This window comes from Bifidobacterium goeldii, from assembly GCF_003951095.1.
Classification (GTDB): Bacteria; Actinomycetota; Actinomycetes; order Actinomycetales; family Bifidobacteriaceae; genus Bifidobacterium; species Bifidobacterium goeldii.
In genome coordinates this window covers 137,612-163,467 of record NZ_QXGL01000003.1, presented here as the reverse complement: position 1 = coordinate 163,467, position 25,856 = coordinate 137,612, and the positions used below count along the sequence as shown (strand labels likewise).

Genomic DNA, 25,856 nt, shown 5'->3' with positions numbered 1-25,856 from the left:
GTTTATGCGCGGCGAGCGCGCAAGCGGAACGCAGCGACCAGCGAAATAATCGAGATTACACAGATCACAATCATTACCGCGAACACGCACGCGCCGCCCACTGCGGTAGCGTGACGGAACGCAGCTGAACCTTCCTTACCAGCGCCAGCTTGCGCCACGCCAAGAATCGTGGAGAACAATGCGGTGCCGACCGCGCCGCCGAACTGCAGCGAGGTTTGGAATACGGCGTTGCCGTCCGGCGTGAACTCGCGGTCAATACCGCTCAGCGCGCTGGTCATGATGTTCGAATAGCCCAACGCGTAGCACAGGCCAAAAATAAAATAGAAGCCTGCCAGCAGCGCTGGCGTCAAGTGCATTGAGAAGATGAGCAGCAGCACCGGCCCGAGTGTGGCCGTACCAATTGCAGCCAAGACCGGGCGAGGCGCACCGAATCGGTCGTAGAGTATACCGCCCACAGGAGCGAAGAACGCGCCGATCAAGGCGCCCGGCAGCACGAGCGCGCCGGCGACAAACGCGGATGTGCCCAGCGACAGCTGCGCCACATTCGTCACCACATAGCCAAAACCAATACCAACAATCGGCATCAGCAGATATGGCAGCAAGTGCAGCAACACGACTGGATCGCGCAGCCAGCCGAGTCGAATCAGCGGCGAGAACGAACGCTTTGACGACCAGCCGAAGAACAGCAGCGAGCCAACACCGACGATCAAACTCGTTACCGCCACAATCGTAGAGCGCACTGCGCCAGAACCGCCGGACACGGCTTCGCTCACCGCAATGCCAGCCTGGTTCAATGCGAAAATCAATCCGCACAAGGCGAGCACAATCGCTACAAACTGCAACGGGTTCAACTGTGCGTCTTCAGTTGGTCGAGACTGACGAATGCACTTCAAACCCACTGGCAGCGAGACCAGTAGCACAATCGGAATCACAATCACAAAAATTGCGCGCCACGGCAGCACGCTAGAAATCGCGCCGCCAACAGTTGGGCCAATCGCCGGCGCCACAGTAATTACCAAAGAGCCCACGCCCATCAGTCGGCCAACCTTAGAACGCGGCGACTGCTGCAAAATAATGTTCATCATCAGCGGCGTAGCAATACCCGAACCGACGCCTTGGATAACGCGAGCAATAAGAATCAACGCAAACGCGTGCCCAACGATCATGAGCAGTGAGCCAATTACCGCCAACACTACTGCTGCAACAAACAATGCTTTAAACCGAAATCGACGGTTCAAAAACGATGAGAGCGGCATCGTAGCTGCAACTACCAGCAGGTAAATCGTAGTAATCCACTGCACAGTAGCCGTGTTCACGCTAAATTCCACCATGAGCTCGGGGAAAAGCACAGTCATTACCGTTTCGGTAAGAATGCCAACGAATGCGAGGGAACCTACAGCAACAATCGAGCCGATAAGACTGAGCGGAATACGCTCTGAATCTGTGCTGTGCGGCGGTTCGTGCGTCTGCTGCATGTGCTGAGACTCGCCGGTATGTTCAGTGTCGAAGTGAGCCATGGACGATTCCATGCGACCTTCCATTTCTTCTATGCAAAGCGCATGACGGCGACCACACGCGGCCATAACGCTTCGGAATGTGGTTTGCCAACCGTTCGGGCGACTTGTCTCAACGGATGATCACCAGTGTGTGGCTATCCGCATCCGCCCTTCACCAACGCACACCTTAGCTGATTATGTTGGACAATTGTGCCATCTGGGGATCGAATACACCACACTCAACCATTTGACGCTCCCCCAGTCAGCTGCGCTGACAGCCCCCTCAGCCGAGGGGGCCGAGACTGTCATGCGGCTCGCCACTGTGCGACTCATTACTGCGCGACTGTTCGCTGTGCAGGATTGTGCGAATGCGTTCGAGTCGCGGCCCCACTTCGTGCTCGTAGCCGCGATCGTTGGGATGATAGTATTCGCGACCGCGCAATGGTTCGGGCATGTACTCCTGTGGGGCTACAGCGCCTGGCCAATCATGCGCATACTTGTAGCCTTCATGATTGCCCCATTCTTTCATCAGTTTGGTGGGAGCGTTGCGCAAATACAACGGTACTTGGCCAATATCACCTGCATCAATATCAGCGAGTGCTGCGTTGATCGCGTTATAACTCGCGTTGGATTTCGGTGCAGTCGCCACAGCGATCGTCGCTTCAGCCAAGATAATGCGCGCTTCAGGCATGCCGATCATTGCAACTGCTTGTGCGGCAGCCACAGTGACTTGCAGTACTTGCGGCGCTGCCATGCCAACTTCCTCCGCGGCGGCGATCATAATACGCCGTGCAATAAAACGCGGATCTTCACCAGCTTTGAGCATGCGCGCAAGATAGTGGATTGCGGCGTCCGGGTCGCTGCCGCGCATTGATTTGATGAACGCGGAGATAACGTCGTAATGATCGTCACCATCCTTGTCATAGCGAACAGTGGCCACGTCCATTACACGACTGACGATGTCGGGCGTAATCGTTGGCCGTCTTGCGCCTTTTTTGCGTGCTTGATCGCCAGTGGCAGCGCCGGCTGCTGCTTCAAGAATCGTCAGGGTTTTGCGCGCATCGCCGCCAGCCATGCGGATGATCTCGTCGACGGCTGCATCATCAATGCGCACTTCGCCTTTCAGTCCGCGCTTGTCCTCAACTGCGCGAGCGATGAGTGTTTTAAGATCGTCAGCTTCGAGCGATTCGAGCTTGACAACCACTGAGCGGCTCAGCAACGGTTTGATCACCGAAAAGCTGGGATTCTCAGTAGTAGCGCCAATAAACGTCACATCACGGTTTTCCACGCTAGGCAGTAGAGCGTCCTGTTGGGACTTCGAAAACCGGTGCACCTCGTCAATAAATAGGACTGTTTCTTTGCCTTCAGCCACGAGTCGTTGACGCGCACGCGCGAGTACATCGCGCACGTCTTTCACACCGGAAGTGACGGCCGAGAGTTCCTCGAACACGCGACCGGACTGTTTCGCCACGATGTAGGCGAGTGTGGTTTTACCGACGCCGGGAGGGCCGAACAGGATGATCGAACTAGGAGCGGTCAACGATCCGCGTGACGCCGGATTAGCGAGACGCCGCAACGGCGAGCCCTCCCCCAGCACCTGCGACTGGCCGACCACCTCATCGATAGTGTTCGGCCTCATGCGCACGGCCAGCGGACGCGTCACATCCTCAGGCGCGTCCGTGGCGTCAAACAGATCATTGTCGGTCATAAAACCTTTATCCTACACCATTCATCGAACATTCGTTCGATCAAGGACGCGTGCAATATTGCACTATGGTTGGCGGCTTTCAGCCGCCTGACACTCCCCCAGTCAGCTTCGCTGACAGCGTCCTGCAATAACGGACAGCCTTCGGCTGACTGTCTACTGGCTCGCTATCGCTCGCTCCTCGCCTACGGACAACCTACTAGGTTGTCCGTTTCACGGCTCGGCCTAGCCGAGGGGGCCAAGGAGGGTCAGGCGTTGTCGATGCTGCCGACGTGGTAGTCGAAGAAGACTACTTCACCGCTTTCCTGCGTGGTGTCGAGGTCAACGGTGCCGGTGATCGCCCAATCATGGTCGCCATCGGAGTCGTCGATAATCTGACGCACCTTCCACGCGTGTTCTTTCTGCTCCAGCGAATCATCGAGAATGAACAGCTTGCCGGAGCGAGCGGCCGCGTCAATACCAACGTATTCGTGCTCGTCATAGTAGTCGTCGAGCACATCCTCCCACTCGTGCACGCCGTAACCCCAATCCTTGTCGAGCGCGCCGAGCTCATCCGGGCGGTCGAGGTCCATAAGCTGCACGCGGCGGAACATTGCGTTACGAATCAGCACAATCAAACCGCGTCGGTCTTCAACCACCGCATCCTTAGCTCCTGGCGCTGCAAGATTCGCAGCATCCTCAGCAGCCTTCTGCGCATCCGGATTACCAGCATTCTCCCACTCGTCAACCAAACTGGAGTCAATCGAACGCACTACTACGCGCAGCCACGAGATCACGTCACGTAACTGGTCGTCAAGCTTATCGTCCGGCACGGTGCGAGCGAGCGCACGATACGCGTCCGACAGGTAGCGTAACAGCGTGCCTTCGGAGCGGGCGATATTGTAGCGGGCAATATATCCAGTGAAGTCGGATGCTGTCTCGACCATGTCGCGCACTACTGATTTTGGTGAAAGCCAATAATCATTCGCCCACGGTACATCAGCGCGATACTGGTCGAACGCGGCCTGCAACATATCTTCCAACGGCTTCGGATAGGTGATTTCCTGCAGCTTGTCCATGCGCTCGTCATAGTCGAGGCCATCTTCTTTCATGCGAGCCATTGCTGCATCGCGCGCTTGGCGTTCTTGAGCACGCAATACCTGCTTCGGATCCTCGAGCGTGGCTTCAACCATCGAAATCACATCAAGCGCATACGTGTCAGATTCGGGGTCAAGCAGCTCCAACGCGGCCAACAGGAACGGCGAAAGCGGCTGGTCGAGCGCAAAATCGTCAGGCATGTCAACGTCAAGGAAGTAATCCTTGCCGCCATCGGCACGATCTTCAACTTCAATCACGTTGGTATCAAACAACGTGGTGAAAATCTCATCAGCACGCTCATGAAGATGCTCTTTCTGTTCAGCACCGACCGATGAGTCGTCGATCAGCTCATCCACACGCCGGCGCGCGTCACCACCCTGCGCCACCTCGTTCAAAACCATCGAATGCGTGATCTTCATATGCGGCACTAGGGTTTCAGGCGCGGCTTCAATCAGCTTGTCGAACGTGTTTTGATTCCACGTTACAAAACCTTCAGGCGCCTTCTTGCGCTTGACTTTCTTAAGCTTCTTCGGATCATTGCCAGCCTTGGCAACAGCTTTCGCGTTCTCGATCTCAAATTCAGGTGCCTCCGCGATCACCAAGCCTTCAGTGTCGAAGCCCATACGGCCTGCACGGCCAGCAATCTGGTGGAATTCGCGAGCGCGCAAACGGCGCATTTTCGAGCCATCGAACTTCGTTAGCGCGGTAAGCACTACGGAGTGAATTGGCACGTTAATGCCCACGCCAAGCGTGTCAGTGCCGCAGATTACTGGCAGCAAACCCTGCTGTGCGAGCTGTTCAACCAGTCGACGATAGCGTGGCAGCATACCAGCGTGGTGAATACCAACGCCAGTGCGCAGCAAACGTTGCAAAATCTTGCCAAATGCAGTAGTGAACTTCACGCCCTTAATCGCTTCGGCGATCGCGTTACGCTGCTCTTTGCTGGATACGCCAGTGGAAGCGAGCGCTTGCGCGGTTTCCAGTGCCGCATCTTGGGAAAAGTGCACGACGTAAATCGGTGTTTCACCGTTGCGGAAGGCGAGTTCGACGGTTTTCTCAAGCGGGTCGAGCGTGTACTCGTAGGTGAGCGGTACCGGGCGGGGCGCGTTGGCAATAATGTCAACGTCTACGTCGGTCATGTCTTCAAGCTTGTCAGCGATCGCGTCGACGTTGCCGAGCGTGGCACTCATGAGTAGAAACTGGGTTTTGGGCAGGGTGAGCAGCGGTACTTGCCATGCCCAACCGCGCTCGGGGTCGCCGTAATAGTGGAATTCGTCCATTGCTACGCAGCCAATGTCGGCGTGGCGGCCTTCGCGTAATGCTTGATTGGCGAGGATTTCTGCCGTGCAGCAGATGATCGGCGCGTCGGCGTTAATATGCGTGTCGCCGGTGATCATGCCGACATTGTCGCGGCCGAACACGTCGACCAGATCGAAGAACTTCTCAGAAACCAGCGCTTTAATCGGCGCAGTGTAATAGGAGCGTCGACCAGTGCACAGCGCAGCAAAATGCATGCCGAGCGCCACCAAGGATTTGCCCGAGCCGGTGGGCGTGTTGAGAATCACGTGATCGCCAGCGAGCAAGTCCATAATGGCTTCTTCTTGGTGAGGCCACGGGTCAACGTGTTTCACATCGTGAACCCAACCGAAAAATCGCTCATAGATTTCGTCGGAATCAATGTTGCGCTCGTCGCCGTCCCAGCTTGGAGCTAGTCGCCCTAAAGAACCGTAATTCGTCTCGTCAGTCATACTGCCCTAGCTTACTAGCGGCCTGTGGTGAACGTTATCTGGTGAACGTCAACGGGTTACCTCAACCGTCGTATAGCTTCCTCGCGATCAATATCAGCGTTCAATCCTGGCCAGGTCATATTCATGTTTTTCAACGTAACGCGTAACAGTTCCGAGACAACCGCGCGCGAATACCAGCGGCTATCTGCCGGCACCAAATACCACGGTGCTGCGGGCGTACTCGTTCGCTCAAACACCTCCTGCCATGCGGCCATATAATCATCCCAACGGTCACGCGCATCAAGATCGGAAAGATCAAACTTCCAGAATTTCGTCGGATCATCAAGTCGAGCAAGAAAATGCCGACGCTGCTCATCGCGACTCATCACCAGAAAAATCTTGATAATTGCACACCCATCGGCAGCAAGGTTACGTTCAAACGTATTGATTTGCTCATAGCGTGCTCGCCATATTTCCTCAGGCACAGTGCCGTACACATGTGGCATAACAATATCTTCATAATGTGAGCGATCAAATACAGCAATCCAACCATGTTTTGGCAGTTCACGCTGCACACGCCAGAGAAAATCATGCTCCAGCTCTTCAGCAGTGGGCTTGCCGAATCCGTGATAGTGAATGCCCATGGGGTCACCTTGCCGGAACACGTGGCGCACAATACCGCCTTTGCCAGAAGCATCCATGCCTTGCAGCACGATTAACAACCTGCGCGATGACCCTTTTACCCCATTGGCGTACAACAGTCGCTGATAACGGGCGATTTCGCTGGAACTGATGTCAATAAAACGCTCACCGTCATCCTTGTCACCGTCAAAACCAGGTGTAGAACCGCCATCAATGTCAGTCAACTGAGTACCCGGGTGGAACATGAGCCGCTGGGCGGGTGGCAGTGTCCATACGGCACTGAGCATGTCGGAGGATTTTGCCGCACGCGCGAGCCGTTCAGCAACACTAGCGCCGGATTCAATCTCACTCATGCCATCGCGCGCCCGATCAAGCATCCGGTCGATGGTTTTCCTGCGCGGCTTGTCTTGGCCCTCGCCGCTATCACGATTCTGCTTACCGCGCCCTTCGCGACGGTCACTATCCTTAGCCATTTCCCCCGAACCTCCCTGTCCGCTGCCAATACGCGCCGTGCATGAGTGAGCTGCCAGCCGGCACGTTCCCGTATTGGTTTAAGACTACTGCGCGAACAGTCAGATTGCGGGTGGAAACACTACCATTGGCGCGGTCTGCCCAACCCAGAAACGAATTGCACGTTAGGAATACGATCGAATAACGCTCCGTCAATCACCAGTTTCGACTGGCGAATGCCACTGCCGAGATACAACCGCGGAATAGAGAGAATATGCTGGTCAATAAGCAGCGGCCAGTCCGCCGGCAATCCAATCGGAGACATGCCGTCAGATTCCATACCTGTTGCTGCCACAGCCGCATCAATCGGCGCAAAACTTACTTTTGAAACTTCAAGCGTATGCTTCACAACCCCGTTCAAATCAGCATGCGTATCCCCGGTAACGAGCGCGGCAGCAAACTGTGGCGGCGCTTTACGCGTCTTATGCGTATGCGTGATGACCACGTTGCCAGTGTTTTCAAATGGAATACCGTATCGCGGGCACCACAAGTCAGTATCAGACTCCTCATCACTGTTGATCGTGACACCCAAAATCTGATGCTCTGGCGCACCGGCAGCAATCAACGCGTTCAACGCATCAAACACTGGTTTCGCCAGCAGACTGCCATCATGCCAATCAAGTATTTCTAATGTCATCGCGAACCTCCCCCATATATCGCTGCGGCCAGCATACCGGGGTGTTTGCGCGCGCAACGCCGACTACCTATAGGCGTTGTTTATGGCGGATTATGGGCGCAAAAAGCTCGCGGCATGCTGTAGGCCACGGATAGAATACCTGTAGATACATGGTGTTCATGGGTTCGTTCAGCGTGCAGAGAAGAACCTGCGGAGAGGGAACAAGATGATCAATACAACGGCAGCAAACGGCGCCACACGGCATGGTATATGGCCTTTGATCCACCGTTTGCTGCCGTGGCTCGCGGCTGCAATTGTTGCGTTCACGGGCTTGGCGATGATTGTGCTCACTCCTGCGGGCCATATTCCTGATGTGTGGGCGCACACATATCGCGTGAGCGGCATCTTGAACGGTGATGTACTTGCTCGGCCGGTAGCTTCGAAGAGTATTTTGCATGCTGGTGATGGCACTGTTGGCGGATGTGTGGACCGCTCGTGGTTGCAGTTTTCTATCGATCATTATGACGGTTATGATCCGAACGCGGTTCCTGCAGATTTTCTTGAACACTATGGCGCTGGCACTGCAGCATCGGATTCTGCTAGCGAAGCCCGCAGCAGCGCGGATTGTGTTGATACGCCATACAATAACGCGGCAGTGAACTCGCCTGTTGCGTATTTGCCGCAGTTGGCGGCGTTTGCGTTGGGACGCGCGATGCATCTTGGTGCGGCTCACACCTATGTGCTGGCGGAAGTGTTCATGCTGATCGTGTATGTGGCTGCCACGTTTGCGAGCGTGAGCATCTTGCCGCGATGGCGATTGCCTATGGCGTTGCTGTTGGCTTGCCCGCTGCTTACTTTCCGCTACTCGTATGCGATTTCTGCTGATTCAATGGCGCAAGCAATGTGTTTGCTGTACACCTGCTTGTTATTCGCGTGCATGACCAGCGCGCGCAGTGACGCGTTCAATGCGCGCAGCGTACCAGACGCGCAACGCTCCCCCGGTCTGTGGCTGACCGTCACCATGATGATGGTGGGTGTGCTAATGGCGATGTCGAAATTCACGTTCACACCATTGCTCTTGTTGGCGTTGCTTACGCTCATTCCAGCCCGACCGCAATGCCGTGGCCTGCATATGCGTATGCCGCAGGATTCGGCAGATGGCACGCTAACAGTGCCTGCAGCGAAGCATGCTGCCACTGATCTGCCGGTACGTTCGTTCATTGTTGCACTTGGCACCGTGTTTGGATTCGTGTTTTTGGGCATCTGGATGCGGCTCACCAGCTGGTTTACCACGACTCCGGGCGTGGTCTCCTATGAGGCGATGAGTGATAAAAAGCATCTCTTGTTTGCCGATCCATTCGGCAAGCATGGCGTCATCGGCGCATTACAGGCGATCGGGCGCGCTATTCTCACTGGGCAATCGAATTTGCATAGTCGCTCGCAAACTATGATCATTCTTGCATTGTGGGCGGCTATTGTTGCCGTGTGCATACTACTGCTTGTTGCAACGCTTCGCCGCACCTTTGATGCGCGCATGGGATGGTTTGCATGGTGCATGATTGCGGTGGCAACCGGCATTATTCTGCTCACATATTTGGCATTGTGGCTGCAATATACGCCTGCTGGCACGCTGGGCGTGGACGGCGTGCAGTTCCGGTATTTCCTGCCATTAGGCGGCTGCTATGTGCTGTGCGCGTGTGAAAGCGCTGCTCGCGTAGCGCATAGTTGCACTGCTGCCGCGCGCAACGCATAGGCAGGCTGCATGATGACTGTTCCGGTTCTATTAACTCAGCGAATTCGCCGTCGTCGTGCCGCATACTGTGCTGCGGTTGCAGTGTGCGTGATCATTGAAATGATATTGCGCTGGCCCGCACCGTCAATGTTTCACCTGTCGTATTTTCTTATACCCATAGCAGCACTGCTGGCGCTTCTTGTACTGGTTGTAGCTCCAGATGCGGGCGCTTGGCTGATTGCAATATTGGTGTGCATGGGGCTGGTCTCACCATTCCCCATGTCATATTCGTATTTGCTGATTGTGCCGGTTATGCTCATGATTATTTGGCGGCAAAATCGTATTGCTGCCGGCATTACTGCAGCATTGGCGATATTGGCAATACTGGTGGATCGCAAACTTTTGTTTGGCCTTGGTGTGTCCGACGCGGTGATTATTTCGTTTGCGTACTGCATGATTGCGGTCACGCTTGGTGTCACTTCGCTGTGGACTGTCGATCGACAGCGGCTTCGAGAGCGCTCGCGGCAGCAGCACGACCGTCAGTGTGCGGCAGCAGCGTTGCATGATCGAACCACGAACGATCTTGCGGATGCGATCATGCTGATCGATCATGATTTGGAACGCACAGACCTGCCAGCTGAGCAGATTGCTGATTTACATCGATTGCGTAGGTTCATTCAACATGCGATGACTGGCACGTACCAAGTCATTGACACGCTTGATGATAAGCGCAATTAGTTCAATCCGAGAAATGCTCGAATTGCTTCCGCACGTGTGTTCACGCCAAGTTTTACTTTCGCGTGCCGCATGACCACAAACACTGTAGACGCTTTAATACCAAGCTGTTCAGCAATCTCCTGAGTGGTAAGCCGGTCAGCGTACAAGCGTAATACTTCGCGTTCTTGCGCAGAAAGCGGTGCAAGCCGAGCCTCAGTAGCAGCCAATGCATCATGCGCGGTTGCCGCATCCATAAACCCTGGCATCACCCCGCCTGAAGCAATTACACGAATAGCTTCAACCAGTGCTTTTGGCGTAGCAGCTTTACTGATGAGCCCTTGCGCACCGGCGTCAATAGCAAGTGGCTGATAGTGTGCCGGCGAGTATGACGTGATAGCCACAATCGCGGGGCGTGCAGCATGCTGTCTGATCATCCGGCAAGCTTCTATTCCGTCAGGAGTCCCGCCAAGCGACATGTCGAGTAGCAGTACGTCAGGTGCAGTCTCATACAGACAGTGGTGTACTGCTCGTTCACCAGTGGTAGTCGTCCATAGCAGCTGGGAGCCCGGCAGTGCGCGCCCAACCGTACGCGCTAGCATCTCCAGCGCGAACCGGTCGTTGTCTGCAATGGCTATCGTTATCATGCGCACATTATAGGCCAGTGGTATGCGCACCAGGCCACAGTCAAATGGCAATGCTTGCCGTTACTTCGGCAATGCGAGCTATTACCAAATATGCCCCGGCTGCCGCAGATTCGTTGACACGAGTCCTTGGCAACCGGGGCATATCGTTGCTAGTGGAGTGCTACAGTCTTATCACTTGCTGATCTGATCAAGCATCGGCAGGTTGTCGTAGCTGAACTTCACGTTCTTGAGGCCCGGCACAGTGGCACCGGTCGCGTTCATGTACCACAGCGGGATGTTCGGCAGATCCCTAGCGAGGAGCTCCTCACCCTGCTGGTAATACTTGTTCGCCTCATCGGCGCTCGGCGAGGCGAGTGCCTTGTCCATCAGCGCATCGAACTCGGGGTTCTTGTAATCGCCGTAGTTTGCACCCTTGCCGTCCGCGGTGGAAGAATCGTAGAGCTGCACGAGGTAATCGTCAGCGGCCGGGTAATCAGCAGACCAGCCCATCATGTACGGCGAGTCAGTGGTGCGATCGTCCATCATGCCGGCCAGCTCGTTGAAGGTCGAGATGATGGTGGTCTCTGCATCCACGCCCAGATCGTTCTTCAACGTGTTGACGATAGCGTCGCTGGCCTCCTTGTAGCCGGCAAGATCAGCAGCATAGCTCAAGCGCAGCTTGCCAGTCCATGGGGAGATGGCGTTGGCCTGATCCCACAGCTTCTTGGCTTCCTTCGCGTTGTATTCCATCGCGTCCTTGCCCTTGAGCGAATCAGTGTAGCCAGGGATGGACGGGGCGATGAAGTCAACAGCAGGAGTACGCGTGTTGTTGAAGATCTTCTTGCAGATCGTGTTGCGGTCGATAGCCAGCGAGATTGCGCGACGGCGCAGGTTGCCTTCCTCGTTGAGGCCGAAGTGCTCAAGGCGTTCCGGAATCGTGATGAACATGATGCTGGAGCCGGGCTCACTATAGCCCTTGATGCGCTTGTCGGTCATGAACGTTTTCATTGCGGAGGCGGGCACGCCAGACATAATGTCGAGGTTGCCGGCCTGCACGTCAGCGTATGCAGCCTTCGTATCGGTGTAGATGCGGAATTCGATGCCGTCATTCTTCACCTTGCGCGGGCCCTTGTAGTCGGGGTTGCGGGAGATCTTGATGCTCTTGTTGTGATCCCACGAATCCATCTTGTACGGGCCGTCGCCGATCGGCTTCTCACCGAACGCGGACGGATCCTTGTAGAACACTTCAGGCAGCGGCATGTAGGCCGTGTAGCCGAGCATGGTCGGGAACGTGGAGTTCGGAGCGTTCAGCGTTACCACGAGCGTGTGATCGTCCTTAACATCAAGGCCGGAAAGCTGAGCGTTCTTGTCAACGCCCTTCTGCTGCAGTTCGTCATAGCCCTTGATGGACGAGAAGAAGGAGGATGCAATCTGACCGTTCGAAGCGTTAGCGGTGTAGCTCCATGCCTTCGCGAAGGATTCAGCAGTCACGTCCTCACCGTTGGTGAACTTCCAACCGCTGTTGAGGGTGATTGTGTACTGGCTGGAATCGGCGTTGGCCTTGATCTCCTTGGCGACTTCGTTCTCGGTGGTGCCGTCCTGCTTGTAGGTGACCAGTCCGGAGAACACCTCGCGCAGCACGACGAATGCTGGCGTCTCGTTCGTGTCGCCCGGGATCAGCTTGCTTTTCGGTTCGATAGACGCGTAGCTGATGACGTTGCTGCCAGCGGTTTCGCCTTCGCTTGCTGAATTACTGTTGCCGCAGCCCGACAAAGCCATTGCTGCCGCGCACACTGCTGCCATTGCAGCAATCATTTTCCTACTGCGCATGAGTGGTCTTCCTCTCCATAACTCATCTCGCTTCCCGCGGATCTTCTCCCCCGCGGATTGGCCGCCAATCTAGCACCGTAGAATTGCATATGCGCAGTGAGCGTTCACGTAGTGAACATTCTTTACTTAAATGCCAGTGGGACTTTAAATACCAGTGAGCCCCGATTCGGAAGAACATACACCGAATCGGGGCTCAACAGGCGTGACGTGCTTTGAACGCGCTTAAGGTCAGATCTTTGGCTTACCGCCTAGATCAGGGCGCCCTTTGCCTACATTATTGCCATGTTTGAACACTGGATTGTGCTCAGGCATTGGGTCGCTATGACCACTGTTGTTCTCATCTGACTTAGGCTTGTGTGCCTTAGGCTTGCCGGCTCCCTCCCCTGGCTTGCGGAAAGCGGGGAATTCGCCAGTAGCCGGGTCGATCTGCGACTCAGGATGCGTCTCATCGTAACCCTGCTCGTAGCGCGTACGACGCCAGTTACGAATCGAAGCGTTCGTACCACGATGATGCACGTGATACTTACGCGGCGTACCGCCAAGCGGCAGTTCAGCAACTTCCTTCGCCACTGCGATCTGGTTAACGTTCGAGGGGTCCATGATAGCGATCGGCGCAACCGGTTCCGGCTCAGCAGGAGCCGCCGTACGCTGCTGCATACGCTCCGGCAGCCATTCAGCCAAACGCGACAACAGCCAGCAGGCGATGAAGTAAATCACTGCGGCCATAACCAGCGTTTGCAAAATGTTGAAGTACATCGAACCGAGTCGACGAGACTCCTGCAGCAAATCGGTGTACATGATAATCGAGCCGAGTGCAGTATCCTTCAACACCACCACCAGCTGCGTAACTGCAGCCGGCAGCATAGCGTACACGGCCTGCGGCACTTCAACCATCATCAACGACTGTGTTTCCGTCAAGCCCAACGCCACTGCAGCTTCACGCTGACCGTTCGGCAGATTACCCACGCCAGAACGCACCAACTCAGCCACAACGGAACCGTTGTACAACACGAGGGCGAGCACAACCGCCCAGTATGAGGGGCTAGGCATGCCAGCAAACGCGAACCAACGCCAGAAGAAAATCATGAGCAGCAGCACAGGCACTGCACGGCAGAACTCAACAATCACCGCAGAAATCGAACGAATGACCACGTTCGGCAGCAGTCGGCCAACACCGAAGACGAGTCCGAATGCGACAGCGCCAATCACAGCGACAACAGTCGCGCGAATCGTCGCCCACAAGCCTGGCAGGTAGAAGTCCGTCCACGCTTCATGTTCGATAGCAGGCTTCCACAACTCCCAGCTGAGCTGATTCTCACCTTGCGGCGGATTGTGCAGTCGCATCAAAATCAACACGAGCACAATCGCAAAAATCACGCCAGCAATCCAGTTGGCGATGCGGATGGTACGACGCCCCTTCGGGCCGGGTGCGTCGAACAGTACAGAATTTGAAGTATCAGCCATCCGAAATCACCTCCTGACAGCGAGCTTGTTGGACAAATACGTGGTGAGCATGCCGATCGGAATAATCAGAATCACGTATCCGAATGCGAAAATCAGGAAGATTTGAATAATCACATCCGGGCGGAATTCGATCATCGAGCTCATCAGCGATGACGTTTCTGTCGACACTGATGCAGCAGCTGCCACGGTTGAGTTCTTCAACAATGCGATCAACGTGTTGCCAAGAGGCGCCACCGAGCCGCGGAATGCCTGCGGCAGAATGATCTGCGTAGCCGACTGCATGAAGCTCAAGCCCAGTGCACGCGCCGCCTCAGCTTGGCCGAGCGGCACCGTGTTGATACCACTTCGCAATGATTCACATACGAATGCGGCCGTGTACAGTGACAGGCCGGTGACGGCCAGCCAGAAGAAGTTCGTCGCGAACGTGTCCGAGAAGCTGAGTTTCAACTGCGCGTAGGCGCCAAGCACCATGAAGACCATGATGATCGTCAACGGCAGGTTTTTAAACAGTTCAACGTATGCGCCAGCAACCCCTCGCAGTGAGGAAATCGGCGAAATACGCATCATCACAAGAATCACGCCGAGCACGAGCGAGAACAGTGCAGACCACAAGGTCAACTCAATGTTGACCAGGAACGCGCCGAATACGTCGTATTGGCTGAAGAGTTCAAGGAATCCGTTCATCTCACTCCTCCCCCTCGTTCGGTGTCGGCGGGTTGTAGCGCACATCCGGCGTGTATGACGTGCCAGCCGTATTGTCGCTGATCGCGCGCTGCCATGAGCCATCCTGAATCATGTCAACAATCGCATTGTTGATTTGCGCTGCGAACTTGGTATCGCCCTTCTTAATGCCCACGCCATAGTATTCCTGCGTGAACGGCTTACCGACTACGCGCAGTTTGCCGCGCGATGCGGAAGCCAAGCCTGCCAGAATAATGTCGTCGGTGGTGACGGCGTCAACAATGCCGGAGAACAGTGCGGTTGCGCATTCAGCATAACCAGGCTGTTCCATCAGCTGTACTTCAGAGGCGAACTTCTCCTTGACGGTCGCCGCCGAGGTGGAGCCGGTTACGGAGCACAAACGCTTACCGTTCAGATCTTCTGGGCCTTTAATCGAATGATCATCTTTGCGTACCAGCAGGTCTTGGCCAGCAACAAAATATGGGCCGGCAAACGAGACTGCTTTCTTGCGCTCATCGGTAATCGAATAAGTGGCGAGAATCATGTCAACGTCACCGTTTTGCAGCATGGCTTCACGCTGCTTACTTGGCGCTTCCTTCCAGATGATCTCATCTTCAGAATAGCCGAGCTTCTTAGCGATGTACTTGGCTACGTCCACATCAAAACCGACGTACGTGCCAGACTTTTTAAAACCGAGGCCTGGCTGGTCGAATTTGATACCGATACGGATTTTGCCTTCCTCATCTGCGCCGCAAGCAGCGAGTGAGAAGGTGCAGGCGAGCGCTGCGAGCGCTGCCACTGTGCGCGTAAACGCGCGTTTGATACTTGGTCGTAATGTCATCAGTATTGCCTCACTGTCGTTATGAACGGTTCAGTGGGTGAGGATCTTCGAGAGGAAGTCCTTGGCACGATCGGTCTTCGGGTGCTCGAAGAATTCGTCAGGCGTGTTCTGTTCAAGAATCTGACCGTCGGCCATGAATACGATGCGATCGGCGGCTTTGCGCGCGAATCCCATCTCGTGGGTGACGCAGATCATGGTCATGCCTTCATGTGCAAGCTCAACCATCACGTCGAGCACTTCGTTGACCATTTCCGGGTCGAGTGCGGAGGTTGGCTCATCGAACAGCATGACTTTTGGCTTCATGGCAAGAGCGCGAGCGATTGCGACACGCTGCTGCTGGCCGCCGGAAAGCTGCGAGGGCATTTTGCGCGCCTGGGAATCGACACCAACACGGGCGAGCAGATCCATCGCGAGGTGTTCTGCTTCGGTTTTGTTCATGTGGCGTACCTTGATGGGCGCCAAGGTGACGTTGTCGAGAATGCTTTTGTTGGCGAACAGGTTAAACGACTGGAATACCATGCCGACTTCGGCGCGCAGGTTTGCAAGTTCTTTGCCTTCCTGCGGCAGCGGCTTGCCATCAATGCGAATATCGCCAGAGTCGATGGTTTCGAGACGGTTGATTGTGCGGCACATGGTTGACTTACCAGAGCCAGACGGGCCAACAACAACGAGTACTTCACCCTTGTTGACGGTGAGGTTGATGTCTTTGAGGACGTGCAGATCGCCGAAGTGCTTTTCGACGTGGGTGAGCTCAACGAGCGGACGACCGGGCTCATCACCCGGGGCAAGGGGCGCCACTGGGCGCATGGTTTCTTCTTGTTTCTCTGACATGGTCGGTCAGTATAACGGCATCGTGTTACCGGAACGCTACCTAGTAGCATTCCGGTGTTCACGATGTGGTCATGCAATACGAGATAATCTCGGGCGGCGACTGGTTTATTGATGGTTCGTGCTTAATCCGGCGAGGTCTAGGAACCAGTCATCGTGGGAGACAACGATGAGTGCACCTGGATATTGAGCCAACAGACGAGCTAGTGTCTTCTTGGAAGATAAGTCGAGATGGTTTGTTGGCTCGTCCATGATGATCAACTGCGGGCGTTCTGGCAATGCTAGGCACAGCAATAATTTGCGCAGTTCACCTGGCGAGGGGCGGCCGCCTGCAAGCAGACGGTCCGGGTCGGCGTTGAGCTGCGCGTATGCTCCAAGTACTTGCGATCGCGTACCGGATGGCAGAGCGTGTAGTTGTTGCACTGCGCGAACTGCATCATCATCGGTTGTATTCTGTGCAATGACTAATCGCGGCACGTCGGTAGCGCATTCGAGCATTGCTCGCAGTAGTGTCGACTTGCCGGTGCCATTCGGCCCGGTGATCGCAATATGATCACGTGGGCCGATTGAGATTGTTGGGAACATGAGGCCTATCAAAACAGATTGTTCCGCGTTGGCAATGTCAGGCGGCATTAGCCGTATGTGATTGTTCGCATACGTGGCTTGGCAGTATGCTGAAGTGTCCGCTGCTGTTACATTGCGGCTGGTTTTATGCGTTGTAGATGTTGGGTTGTGAGTTGGTTGGTCAGTTGGATTGTCAAAGGTGATGCGTCCTGTTTCTAGTCTGAGGATTTCACGTCGGTGGCTTGGTTCGATGTCGAGCCAGATGTTACCGTCGTAGCGTTTGGCTGCGGTTGTTAGGCCTTCCGCGTGCCGTCGGGCTGCGGCGAGTCTTCCGTCAAGCTGCGTGTATTGCCGTGTCGAGGCGGCACCGATTGTGGGGCGACCGTATTTGAGTGCGGCACGCGCGTCGTGGTCTTTGGGGTTGATATGCCGGCCGCTCTGGCGTGCGGAATCGAGTCGTTGCACGGTCGCGTATCGTTGTGTTTTGACTATTTCCAGTCGTTTTGTCTCACGTCGTGCCGCGTCTAATGCGGATTCGTCGGCTGTGTTGCGCATGGCCATTGCAGCAGCCGTCTGCGTGTACCCGCCCGGGTATGTTTCAGCGACGGTCACGTTGCGCGACCCTATATGCCGGCGTGTGAGGATGATGCACCGGCTGCAGGTCGCGTCGATGAGCGCCGTATCGTGTGAGATCACGATGCCGATGCCGTGGTGTCGGCGCATTGCGGCGATGATATGCATACGCGTTTGGGCGTCGACGTGGTTCGTCGGCTCGTCGAGGATGAGTACGTCGGGGCGTGATGCCAGCGCGCAGGCGATCTGCAAGCGTTTGCGTTCTCCGCCGGAGAGCGTGCTATACCGGTATGGCCAGTCGTCGCACAGTTTCAGGTCGTTTCGGATGGCGATTGCTTCGGGGGTCCAGTCGGCGGTGAAATCCTCGAGGTTTGCTGGTGCGATGGTCGTGTCTTGAGGGCAATGTCCGATGATCATTCGATGCGGGTTGGGTGCGATGGTTCCCGTATCGGGTTTCCATGAGCCGCGTATGATTGCCGTCAGCGTGGTTTTGCCGATGCCGTTATCGCCGAGGATGGCGGTCCAGCCTGTTGGAAATGTAGCGTCGATGTTTTCAAAGAGTGGTTCCGGCGTGTTCGGGTAGGTGAAGGTGATGTTGTTGATGGTGAGCGTTGTTGGTTGCATAAGTTGCGCCTTGTCTGTATAGGCGTACCAGCTATGTGATGTTGTGATGACGATTAGGAACCGATGATGGTGACAATGGCATTGCGATGGATGCTCATTGATGGATGACACGCGGCGGCACGCTTCAACGCGTGGGTTCCGCTATATAACCGTCATCCATTACAGGCGCAACGCTAATCGATTCCTTTCACCGGGCCTCTTGGCATATGGGAAACCCTCCAACAATGCCGTTTCAGCATAAATCCACGCCAAGACGCTTTACCCTATGTTGATTTTCATGTCTTGGCGCTCTGGAGCGTAGAACGCGTGGTCGCGCCGATTGCGGTGACGCTCCCCCACCCGGCTGCGCCGGGAGCCCCCTCAGCCGAGGGGGCCGAGTTCTGTGGCTGCGCTCTACGTGTGATGCTGCATCTTACTTGCATAGCGAGTCCCAAAACGACGATGGGCCCACACGGCCGAAGCCATGCGAGCCCATCTATACGTTCTGCAGATCAGTTTTCGTAGAAAATTAAATAATGCGTGCGGAGATCGCCGTCTGAAGCCGAAGGCGTACGAAGGTACGCCGAGCGCTGAAGAAAGGCGATATACGCTCCATTATTTAATTTTCGTCTTCGTCGGGGTCGTAGTCGACGCCCGTCTCTGCCCTCTGTTCGTCTGTGATCGGGGCGGGGGCGCCGGTCAGCGGGTCGCGGCCGCCACCGGCCTTGGGGAAGGCGATGACGTCGCGGATGGTGTCGGCACCGGCGAGGATGGACACGGTACGATCCCAGCCGAGGGCGATGCCAGCGTGTGGCGGAGCGCCGTACTTGAAGGCTTCGAGGAGGAAGCCGAACTTTTCTTGGGCTTCTTCTGGGGAGATGCCGAGGACGTTGAGGACGCGATCCTGGATGTCGTCGCGGTGGATACGGACGGAACCGCCGCCCATTTCTTCACCGTTGCAGACGATGTCGTAGGAGTCGGACATGGCGTGTTCGGGATCCTGGTCAAACTTGTCGATCCAGTCCTTGGATGGCATGGTGAAGGGGTGGTGCATGGAGGTCCACTTGGAGTGGCCGACTGCAACATCGTCGTCGTCTGGATCGTCGGTGGGCTTGAAGAGCGGGAAGTCGACAACCCAGGTGAAGGCGAACTTCTTCGGGTCGAGCAGGCCTTCGCGGCGTGCGAGTTCGACACGCACGGCACCCAGCAGCAGCTGGGAGGATTCGCGGGAGCCAGCTGCAAAGAATACGGCATCGCCCGGCTCGGCACCCACGGCTTCGCGCAGGCCGTTGCGTTCTTCATCGGAGAGGTTCTTGGCGACGGGGCCCTTGAGTTCGCCGTCTTCAGCGAAGACGACGTATGCGAGGCCCTTAGCGCCGCGCTGCTTGGCCCATTCCTGCCATGCGTCGAACTGACGACGCGGAGTGGCGGCACCGCCCTTGAACACGACAGCACCCACGTATGGCGCCTGGAACACGCGGAACGGCGTGTTCTTGAAGTATTCGGTGAGTTCGACGAGCGGGTTGCCGAAACGCAGGTCCGGCTTGTCGGAACCGTACTTGTCCATGGCTTCCTGCCAGGTGATGCGCGGCAGTGGCAGCTGGACTTCATAACCGGCGGTCTTCCAGATGGCGGCGATGACCTTTTCGGCCATGGCCATCACGTCTTCCTGGTCGACGAAGCTCATTTCCATGTCGAGCTGGGTGAACTCAGGCTGGCGGTCAGCGCGGAAGTCTTCATCACGGTAGCAGCGGGCAAGCTGGTAGTAGCGCTCAACGCCGGAGACCATGAGCAGCTGCTTAAGCAGCTGCGGGGACTGTGGCAGTGCGTACCAGGAGCCTGGCACGAGGCGAGCCGGCACGAGGAAGTCGCGAGCGCCTTCTGGCGTGGACTTGATGAACGTCGGGGTTTCAACCTCGGTGAAGTCCATTTCTTCGAGCGCGTGGCGAGCGGCCTTGGCCATGTCGGAGCGCAGCTTCAAGTTGTGCTGCATGGACGGGCGGCGCAGGTCGAGGTAACGGTACTTCAAACGCACGTCTTCGCCGGGCAGCTTATTCTCGGACTCGTTTTCGAGCGCGGTGGAAACCTGGAACGGCAGAGCATCGGACTTGGCGAGGATCTCGATGGTCTCAGCCACGACTTCGATCTTGCCGGTAGCCAGATGCGTGTTCTCGTTGCCGTCCGGGCGCAGGCGCACTTCGCCGGTTACCTGGATTACGAATTCGGAGCGCAGCGGGCGGGCCATGTCTTCGTCGTAAATCACGACCTGCACGAGGCCGGTGTTGTCACGAAGATCAATGAAGGCCACACCGCCGTGGTCACGACGACGGTCAACCCAACCTGCGAGCGTCACCTTCTGGCCGACGAGTGCTTCAGTCACGTCGGTCGCATGATGTGTTCTGTAAGCCGTCTGGCTCATGCTTCCTCTACTCCTTTGATTTCGACTTGCTGCTGGGCGTACACACTATCCGGCTCCCACGACTGCGCATCTGCTGCGATCTGTTCACCGGTGACAATGTTCTTAACTTCGTCGTGAGCGTTCTCATCGGATGCGTCGGATGGGAACCACACGTATGGGATGCCAAGCTTGTCAGCGTATTTGATCTGCTTGCCGAGCTTAGCGGCGGTGGGGGCTACGTCGGCGGCGATACCGCGATCGCGCAGCGTGTTCGCAATATGGTTAGCACGGCTGCGATCGTCTTCGTTCCATACGGCGACGAGTACGGCGGCCGGCGAGACGCGGCTGGCGTGTGCGCCTGCAGTGTGCAGCATGTACGACACGAGTCGCGACAAGCCGATGGACAGGCCCACGCCCGGGTACTTGCGGTTACCTTGCGAGGCGAGATTGTCGTAACGACCGCCAGAGCAGATCGAACCAAGCGATGCGGCACCATCGAGGAACGTCTCATAAACGGAACCGGTGTAGTAATCCAGTCCGCGAGCGATCTTCAAGTCGGCGATGACTGAACCTGGGCGAATGCGGGCTGCTTCGTCGACGATCATTGCGAGCGTGTCGAGTCCTTGGCGGGCGAGCACGTACGCGTCTGAATCGGTTGCAATGTTGTGCGCCGCGCACAATGCGTCGAACTTGTCGGCAAGTTCGGCACCGTCGGCGGCGGTCAGCTCGGCGAGTTCGAGGCATGCGCACGCTTGTGCTTCGTTAGCACCGCAACCTTCGACGAGCAGTTTGGCAACTTCGTCTGCGCCGATCTTGTCAAGCTTGTCGATCTCGCGCAGCACGCCTTCGATATCAGTCAGGCCAAGTCCGCGGTAGAAGCCTTCGGACAGTTTGCGGTTATTGGCGTGCACAGTTGCCTTCGGCAGGCCGAACTCGCGCAAACGCTCCAACGCGGAGACCATCACCAGCGGCAGTTCAACCTCATAGTGGTCAGGCAGGTCACCTTGACCGATAACGTCAATATCAGCCTGCACGAACTCGCGGAAACGACCTTCCTGCGGGCGTTCACCACGCCAAACTTTTTGAATCTGCCAACGCTTGAATGGGAACGCAAGATCACCAGAATGCTCGACCACGTACCGGCTCAGCGGCACGGTGAGATCGAAATGCAAGCCGAGTCGATCTTCGATCGGAGTGTCGGATTCATGCCCGACTTCCTGCAAACGAGACAGCAAGTAAATTTCCTTGCTGGTCTCACCTTTCTTCAGCAGACTAGAGCCCTGTTCCACCGCGCGTGTCTCGATACCGAGAAAGCCATTGAGCTCGAAAACCCTACGTAGCGTGTCAATGACACGCTGCTCCACAACACGTTCAGAGGGGAGCCACTCTGGAAATCCTGAAATAGATGCGCCTTTAGCCACGGTTCCCTATAATAAGGGAGGTTGCGGAAAACTCTGCGGGTTTTTTGCTTCCGACGACTACCTTCAAGCTTATAAGGAGCTGGCCATGGCTGACGAGACTGCCACCACATCCGAGAACACCACCGTACCTACCCCGCAGGCAGCGACGCCTGCCGCAGCCCCGAAACCGGCCCCGGTGCCTAAGCCGCATGCACCTTCGCCTGCTGCTTTTGCGAAGAAGGGCACGAAGCATGCTGCTCCGGCTGCACCTGCCGCAAACGGCTACTCTGACGCGGATGTGAAGGCTGCTGAAGCTTTCGGCCGTGTGGACGATAACGGCACCGTGTATGTTAAGGACGGCGATGCTGAGCGTGAGGTGGGCCAGTTCCCCGACGCTTCTCAGGAAGAGGCGCTGTCGCTGTATGCTCGCCGTTACCTTGATCTCAAGGCGAAGCTGGATCTGTTGGCTGCGCGTTTGAGCACGCCGACGGTGAAGACGCATGAGATTGACGAGACGATTAAGACGCTTGAGCAGGAGACTGAACAGCCGGCTGCTGTGGGTGATCTTGTTGCTTTGAGGACTCAGCTGGCTGAGCTGAAGGCTGCTGCTGAGGCTCGTAAGACTGAGCTTGCCGAGGCTCGTAAGGCTGCGGTAGCGAAGGCTGTGGAAGAGCGCACGAAGATTGTGGAGAAGGCTGAGGAGCTTGCTGCTTCGCTGGGCGACCAGACGAATTGGCGTTCCACTGCCGATAAGTTCCGTTCGCTGTTTGACCAGTGGCAGCAGCATCAGCGTACGACTGTGCGTATTGATAAGGCGCAGGCTGATGCTCTGTGGAAGCGTTTCTCTGCTGCTCGCACGACGTTCAACCAGGCTCGTCGTAAGTGGGCGCAGGCTCGTGACAATGAGCGTAATGCTGCTAAGGCCGCTAAGGAAGCGATTATTGCTGAAGCAAATGAGCTGAAGGATTCGACTGCTTGGGGCGAGACTTCGCACAAGTTCAACGAGCTGATGGATCGTTGGAAGAAGGCTGGCCGTGCTGGTCACAACGAGGATGACGCTCTGTGGGCGAAGTTCCGTGAGGCTGCTGACACGTTCTTTAACGCTCGTCAGGCTGATCGTGATCAGATTTCTTCTTCTGAGAAGGAGAATCTGGCGAAGAAGGAAGAGCTGCTGGTGAAGGCTGAGGCTCTGGTGCCGGTGGCAGATGAGGCTGCTGCTAAGAAGGCTCGTCAGGCTCTTGCTGCGATTCAGGAAGAGTGGGATCAGATCGGTTACGTGCCGCGTGACGACATGCGCCGCATTGAGGGCCGTCTTGATGCTGTTGATAAGCAGATTAAGGCTGTTGAGGATGCTGCTTGGAAGAAGTCTGATCCGGAGGCTGACGCTCGTAAGTCCAGCTTCGAAGAGCAGCTGAACGCTCAGCTTGCTGAGCTTGACGCGCAGATCGCCGCCGAGTCTGACCCGAAGAAGAAGGCGAAGCTCGAGGCTGAGAAGGCTACGAAGGAGCAGTGGCTGAACGCGATTAAGTAAGCGTTAGGCTAAGCCTGTAATCACAATACAGCCGGTTATGGTATTCGATGATATGAATACCGTAACCGGCTGTATTGTTACTGCTCCAATTGATAGTGCAATTGCATAATGGCCGTGCGATCAAACCATATGCTTGATCGCACGGCCATTCGCCATTACAGTGCGCGCCGATAGCACTACGCACTGATGGTGATCACACCATCGTAGTGATGCTGCTCATCCTCACATAAACGCACAACCCACGCGGCGAGCACGTTCGTACAGGTTTCAATATCCTGCTCGCATACCAGCAAGTGTGCACTCACTGGCACATTGTCTGCCTTACATTCAGCATTGACTGTATCCACGAGTGCGCGAATCGCGCCTCGCGACGCGGCATACAACGCCAAATCAGGCTTGGCTTGCAGGCCGTACAGTGCCGTGTTGATGATGACACCACCGTGCGGTTGTTTGACCATGCGTCGCATGGCGAGCGCTGTGCTAACGAATACACCGCGCGCAGTACCGTTCATGTAGGCACTCCACTGATCACCACTGAGTTCGCTCATTCGCGCTCGCGGATACTCGTGGAAAGCGGGCATGAGGCCCATGTTGGTGAATAGCGCGTTGATTCCTGTTCCAAAATGCTGTTGCGTTTTATCCAAGGCAGCGTTCAACGCATTGTCATCGTCAACCATGCACGGCAGAGCGTATCCATGACCGCCTACTGCGTCGATGCGGGTTACCAGTGCTGCTGCGTCCTGCGGATTGTGGGTCAGCAGGCAGATATTTGCGCCTCGTTCTGCTAAGGCTAGTGCGACTTGTGCGCCGGGGCCTTTGGTGGCACCAGACATGACGATTGTTGTGCCGTTGAGTAGTCGCCAATGCGGCACTGGTTCCATGTCGCGCTCCATGTCACGCTCCGCGTCACATGTGGCTTCGTCGTGTGCGGTCATACTAGAACCTTTCCTTCAGCCAGTGTGCAACAAAGTCGAAGCAGTGCGTCACCGTGTCACCGAACTGTCCGGGGTATTCTTCCGCTGAGGTTTCAGGCGTGAAGTTATGCGAAGCGCCTTCCACAAAAGTCAGCGTCTTATCCGTGCTGGCAATATTCGCGTAAATCTGTTCTGCAGCCATGAATTCGTAGCTACCAGTATTGCCCATAATGAGCGCTGGTACAGCAATATGTTGAACATTGCCGGGCGTATTGCAGTAAGCGCTATCCCAGTCAATACCGTTGACGCGCGAAGCATCATAATTAAACCCATGAGTACGTACGGCGAAATTCGTTAAGAAGCTACGCACAGTCGTCTGCTTAGTCGATAGTCCGTTGATACGTGTTGGTGCTGGCGAATAGCGCGGCCGACGCTTTGAGGCAACAATTTCCTCGCTGATCGTGCCATCTGCGTGAATGATGGGCCATTCATGTTCGGTATGGCTCAAATACGCGAGATCTTGCGGGAAGAGTCGGTTACAGGGCGCAAACTGGTTGCCGCCGAGAATGGTCATTGGCTCATCGTCTTCGAATCGTCCTTCGCCAGCTTCGATTAAACGCAGACGGGACAGTGCGTAGTCGATCAGCTGATCATTGCGTGCGGCTTGTGCGGCAACATAGCGAGCGACAAATTCAGGCGAGTAATGCGCGCCTTCAGTCTCATTCACCCACCCGTTCGTTTCAGCAAACAGATCGTAATCGGCTTTCAGCGTGCGCGCATCGTCAGGATCAGCGAGCCCCGGCTCCAAACTCAATAGTGACATGACGCCGTTGCCAAAGTTTGAGTCAAGCAGCATAATGCCGTCCGCTGGGGTGAGCGGGCCGATATGACTGAGCTTGATAATGCGATGCTCGTCTTGGAATACTTGCTCTCCGCGTTCAGCGATAGCTTGGTAGGCACTCATCAACGTCGCACCACCGGAATGACCGAGTAATATCAGCCGATTGTTCGGCATGTGCTGCTTAGCCCAATCCACTGCACGTGCAAGATCCGTGATCTTCTCATCCAATGTTTCAGCGGCATGCTGAATGGTAGAGGTCACTACTGTAAATCCGCGTTGAGCGAGTTCAGGGGCTGGCACAAAACCGTGGTACACGTCATCGGAGTGCATGAGCATAATGGTCACGCCAATGCGAGCATGCTCGTCCACTGGGCGATAAACAACAACACCTTGGAAAGGTGTGAGCGGAATATATTCGTTACCAATAGTCACAACATTGTTAGTCATTTGTGGTCATTGTCCTTTCACCGGTGCCGGAGCGAAGAACATCGTAGATACTCCGCTCCGGCAGTATGGTCATCGTGCGTTGACGATATGCGAATC

At 56.0% G+C, this 25,856-nt stretch carries 19 protein-coding genes; 3 read left to right on the top strand and 16 right to left on the bottom strand.

Going from position 1 to position 25,856, the window contains the following annotated elements; translation table 11 throughout:
* Window positions 1-2 precede the first annotated feature (2 nt).
* The 5 genes from D2E25_RS05825 to D2E25_RS05805 form a co-directional block, all read right to left on the bottom strand.
* The gene (locus D2E25_RS05825; protein WP_125981075.1) at window positions 3-1,475 is read right to left on the bottom strand and encodes an MFS transporter; all 1,473 of its coding nucleotides are present in this window, start codon (window positions 1,473-1,475) and stop codon (window positions 3-5) included.
* Between the two features lie 304 nt (window positions 1,476-1,779).
* Window positions 1,780-3,204, bottom strand: coding sequence for a replication-associated recombination protein A (locus D2E25_RS05820; RefSeq protein ID WP_125980768.1), 1,425 nt, complete (start codon window positions 3,202-3,204; stop codon window positions 1,780-1,782).
* A gap of 245 nt (window positions 3,205-3,449) precedes the next feature.
* Complete coding sequence (locus D2E25_RS05815) at window positions 3,450-6,026, bottom strand: DEAD/DEAH box helicase (RefSeq protein ID WP_125980766.1); 2,577 nt, start codon at window positions 6,024-6,026, stop codon at window positions 3,450-3,452.
* A gap of 56 nt (window positions 6,027-6,082) precedes the next feature.
* Window positions 6,083-7,024, bottom strand: coding sequence for a PPK2 family polyphosphate kinase (locus tag D2E25_RS05810; RefSeq protein ID WP_241217071.1), 942 nt, complete (start codon window positions 7,022-7,024; stop codon window positions 6,083-6,085).
* 215 nt (window positions 7,025-7,239) lie between these two features.
* Window positions 7,240-7,794, bottom strand: a complete 555-nt coding sequence (locus D2E25_RS05805) for a YbaK/EbsC family protein (protein WP_164514739.1) — start codon at window positions 7,792-7,794, stop codon at window positions 7,240-7,242.
* Between the two features lie 205 nt (window positions 7,795-7,999).
* Between D2E25_RS05805 and D2E25_RS05800 the strand changes: the two genes are divergently transcribed.
* Together D2E25_RS05800 and D2E25_RS05795 are read left to right on the top strand one after the other, a co-directional pair.
* On the top strand, window positions 8,000-9,526 hold the full coding sequence (locus D2E25_RS05800; RefSeq protein WP_125980762.1) for a DUF2142 domain-containing protein: 1,527 nt from the start codon (window positions 8,000-8,002) through the stop codon (window positions 9,524-9,526).
* Window positions 9,527-9,535: 9 nt separating this feature from the next.
* A complete protein-coding gene (locus D2E25_RS05795) occupies window positions 9,536-10,243 on the top strand; it encodes a hypothetical protein (protein WP_125980760.1) in 708 nt (235 codons plus the stop codon).
* Here D2E25_RS05795 and D2E25_RS05790 read toward each other — a convergent pair.
* The 9 genes from D2E25_RS05790 to hisS form a co-directional block, all read right to left on the bottom strand.
* Entirely contained in the window at window positions 10,240-10,866 is a 627-nt protein-coding gene (locus D2E25_RS05790) for a response regulator transcription factor (protein ID WP_125980758.1), read from the bottom strand. The two genes, D2E25_RS05795 and D2E25_RS05790, sit on opposite strands and share 4 nt — an antisense overlap.
* A gap of 171 nt (window positions 10,867-11,037) precedes the next feature.
* Entirely contained in the window at window positions 11,038-12,675 is a 1,638-nt protein-coding gene (locus D2E25_RS05785; protein ID WP_241217047.1) for a peptide ABC transporter substrate-binding protein, read from the bottom strand.
* Between the two features lie 228 nt (window positions 12,676-12,903).
* Window positions 12,904-14,139, bottom strand: a complete 1,236-nt coding sequence (locus tag D2E25_RS05780) for an amino acid ABC transporter permease (protein WP_241217046.1) — start codon at window positions 14,137-14,139, stop codon at window positions 12,904-12,906.
* A 6-nt stretch (window positions 14,140-14,145) separates the two neighbouring features.
* Window positions 14,146-14,823 carry an amino acid ABC transporter permease gene (locus D2E25_RS05775; RefSeq protein WP_125980756.1) on the bottom strand — a complete coding sequence of 226 codons (678 nt, stop codon included), beginning with the start codon at window positions 14,821-14,823 and terminating at the stop codon, window positions 14,146-14,148.
* A gap of 1 nt (window position 14,824) precedes the next feature.
* Entirely contained in the window at window positions 14,825-15,661 is an 837-nt protein-coding gene (locus D2E25_RS05770) for a glutamate ABC transporter substrate-binding protein (protein WP_125980754.1), read from the bottom strand.
* Between the two features lie 30 nt (window positions 15,662-15,691).
* Window positions 15,692-16,468, bottom strand: coding sequence for an amino acid ABC transporter ATP-binding protein (locus D2E25_RS05765; protein WP_206430751.1), 777 nt, complete (start codon window positions 16,466-16,468; stop codon window positions 15,692-15,694).
* A 129-nt stretch (window positions 16,469-16,597) separates the two neighbouring features.
* The gene (locus D2E25_RS05760; protein WP_125980750.1) at window positions 16,598-18,250 is read right to left on the bottom strand and encodes an ATP-binding cassette domain-containing protein; all 1,653 of its coding nucleotides are present in this window, start codon (window positions 18,248-18,250) and stop codon (window positions 16,598-16,600) included.
* 598 nt (window positions 18,251-18,848) lie between these two features.
* The gene (aspS, locus tag D2E25_RS05755) at window positions 18,849-20,648 is read right to left on the bottom strand and encodes an aspartate--tRNA ligase (protein WP_109056832.1); all 1,800 of its coding nucleotides are present in this window, start codon (window positions 20,646-20,648) and stop codon (window positions 18,849-18,851) included.
* A complete protein-coding gene (gene hisS / locus D2E25_RS05750) occupies window positions 20,645-22,048 on the bottom strand; it encodes a histidine--tRNA ligase (RefSeq protein ID WP_125980748.1) in 1,404 nt (467 codons plus the stop codon). The genes aspS and hisS overlap by 4 nt, the downstream gene beginning before the upstream one ends.
* Before the next feature lie 85 nt (window positions 22,049-22,133).
* Between hisS and D2E25_RS05745 the strand changes: the two genes are divergently transcribed.
* On the top strand, window positions 22,134-23,558 hold the full coding sequence (locus tag D2E25_RS05745) for a DUF349 domain-containing protein (RefSeq protein WP_125980746.1): 1,425 nt from the start codon (window positions 22,134-22,136) through the stop codon (window positions 23,556-23,558).
* 176 nt (window positions 23,559-23,734) lie between these two features.
* Here the strand turns inward: D2E25_RS05745 and D2E25_RS05740 are convergent, their stop codons facing one another.
* Both D2E25_RS05740 and D2E25_RS05735 read right to left on the bottom strand, forming a co-directional pair.
* Window positions 23,735-24,493: an SDR family NAD(P)-dependent oxidoreductase gene (locus D2E25_RS05740; protein WP_125980744.1), complete on the bottom strand. Its 759-nt coding sequence runs from the start codon at window positions 24,491-24,493 to the stop codon at window positions 23,735-23,737.
* A 1-nt stretch (window position 24,494) separates the two neighbouring features.
* On the bottom strand, window positions 24,495-25,760 hold the full coding sequence (locus D2E25_RS05735; RefSeq protein WP_125980742.1) for an alpha/beta hydrolase family protein: 1,266 nt from the start codon (window positions 25,758-25,760) through the stop codon (window positions 24,495-24,497).
* Window positions 25,761-25,856 lie beyond the last annotated feature (96 nt).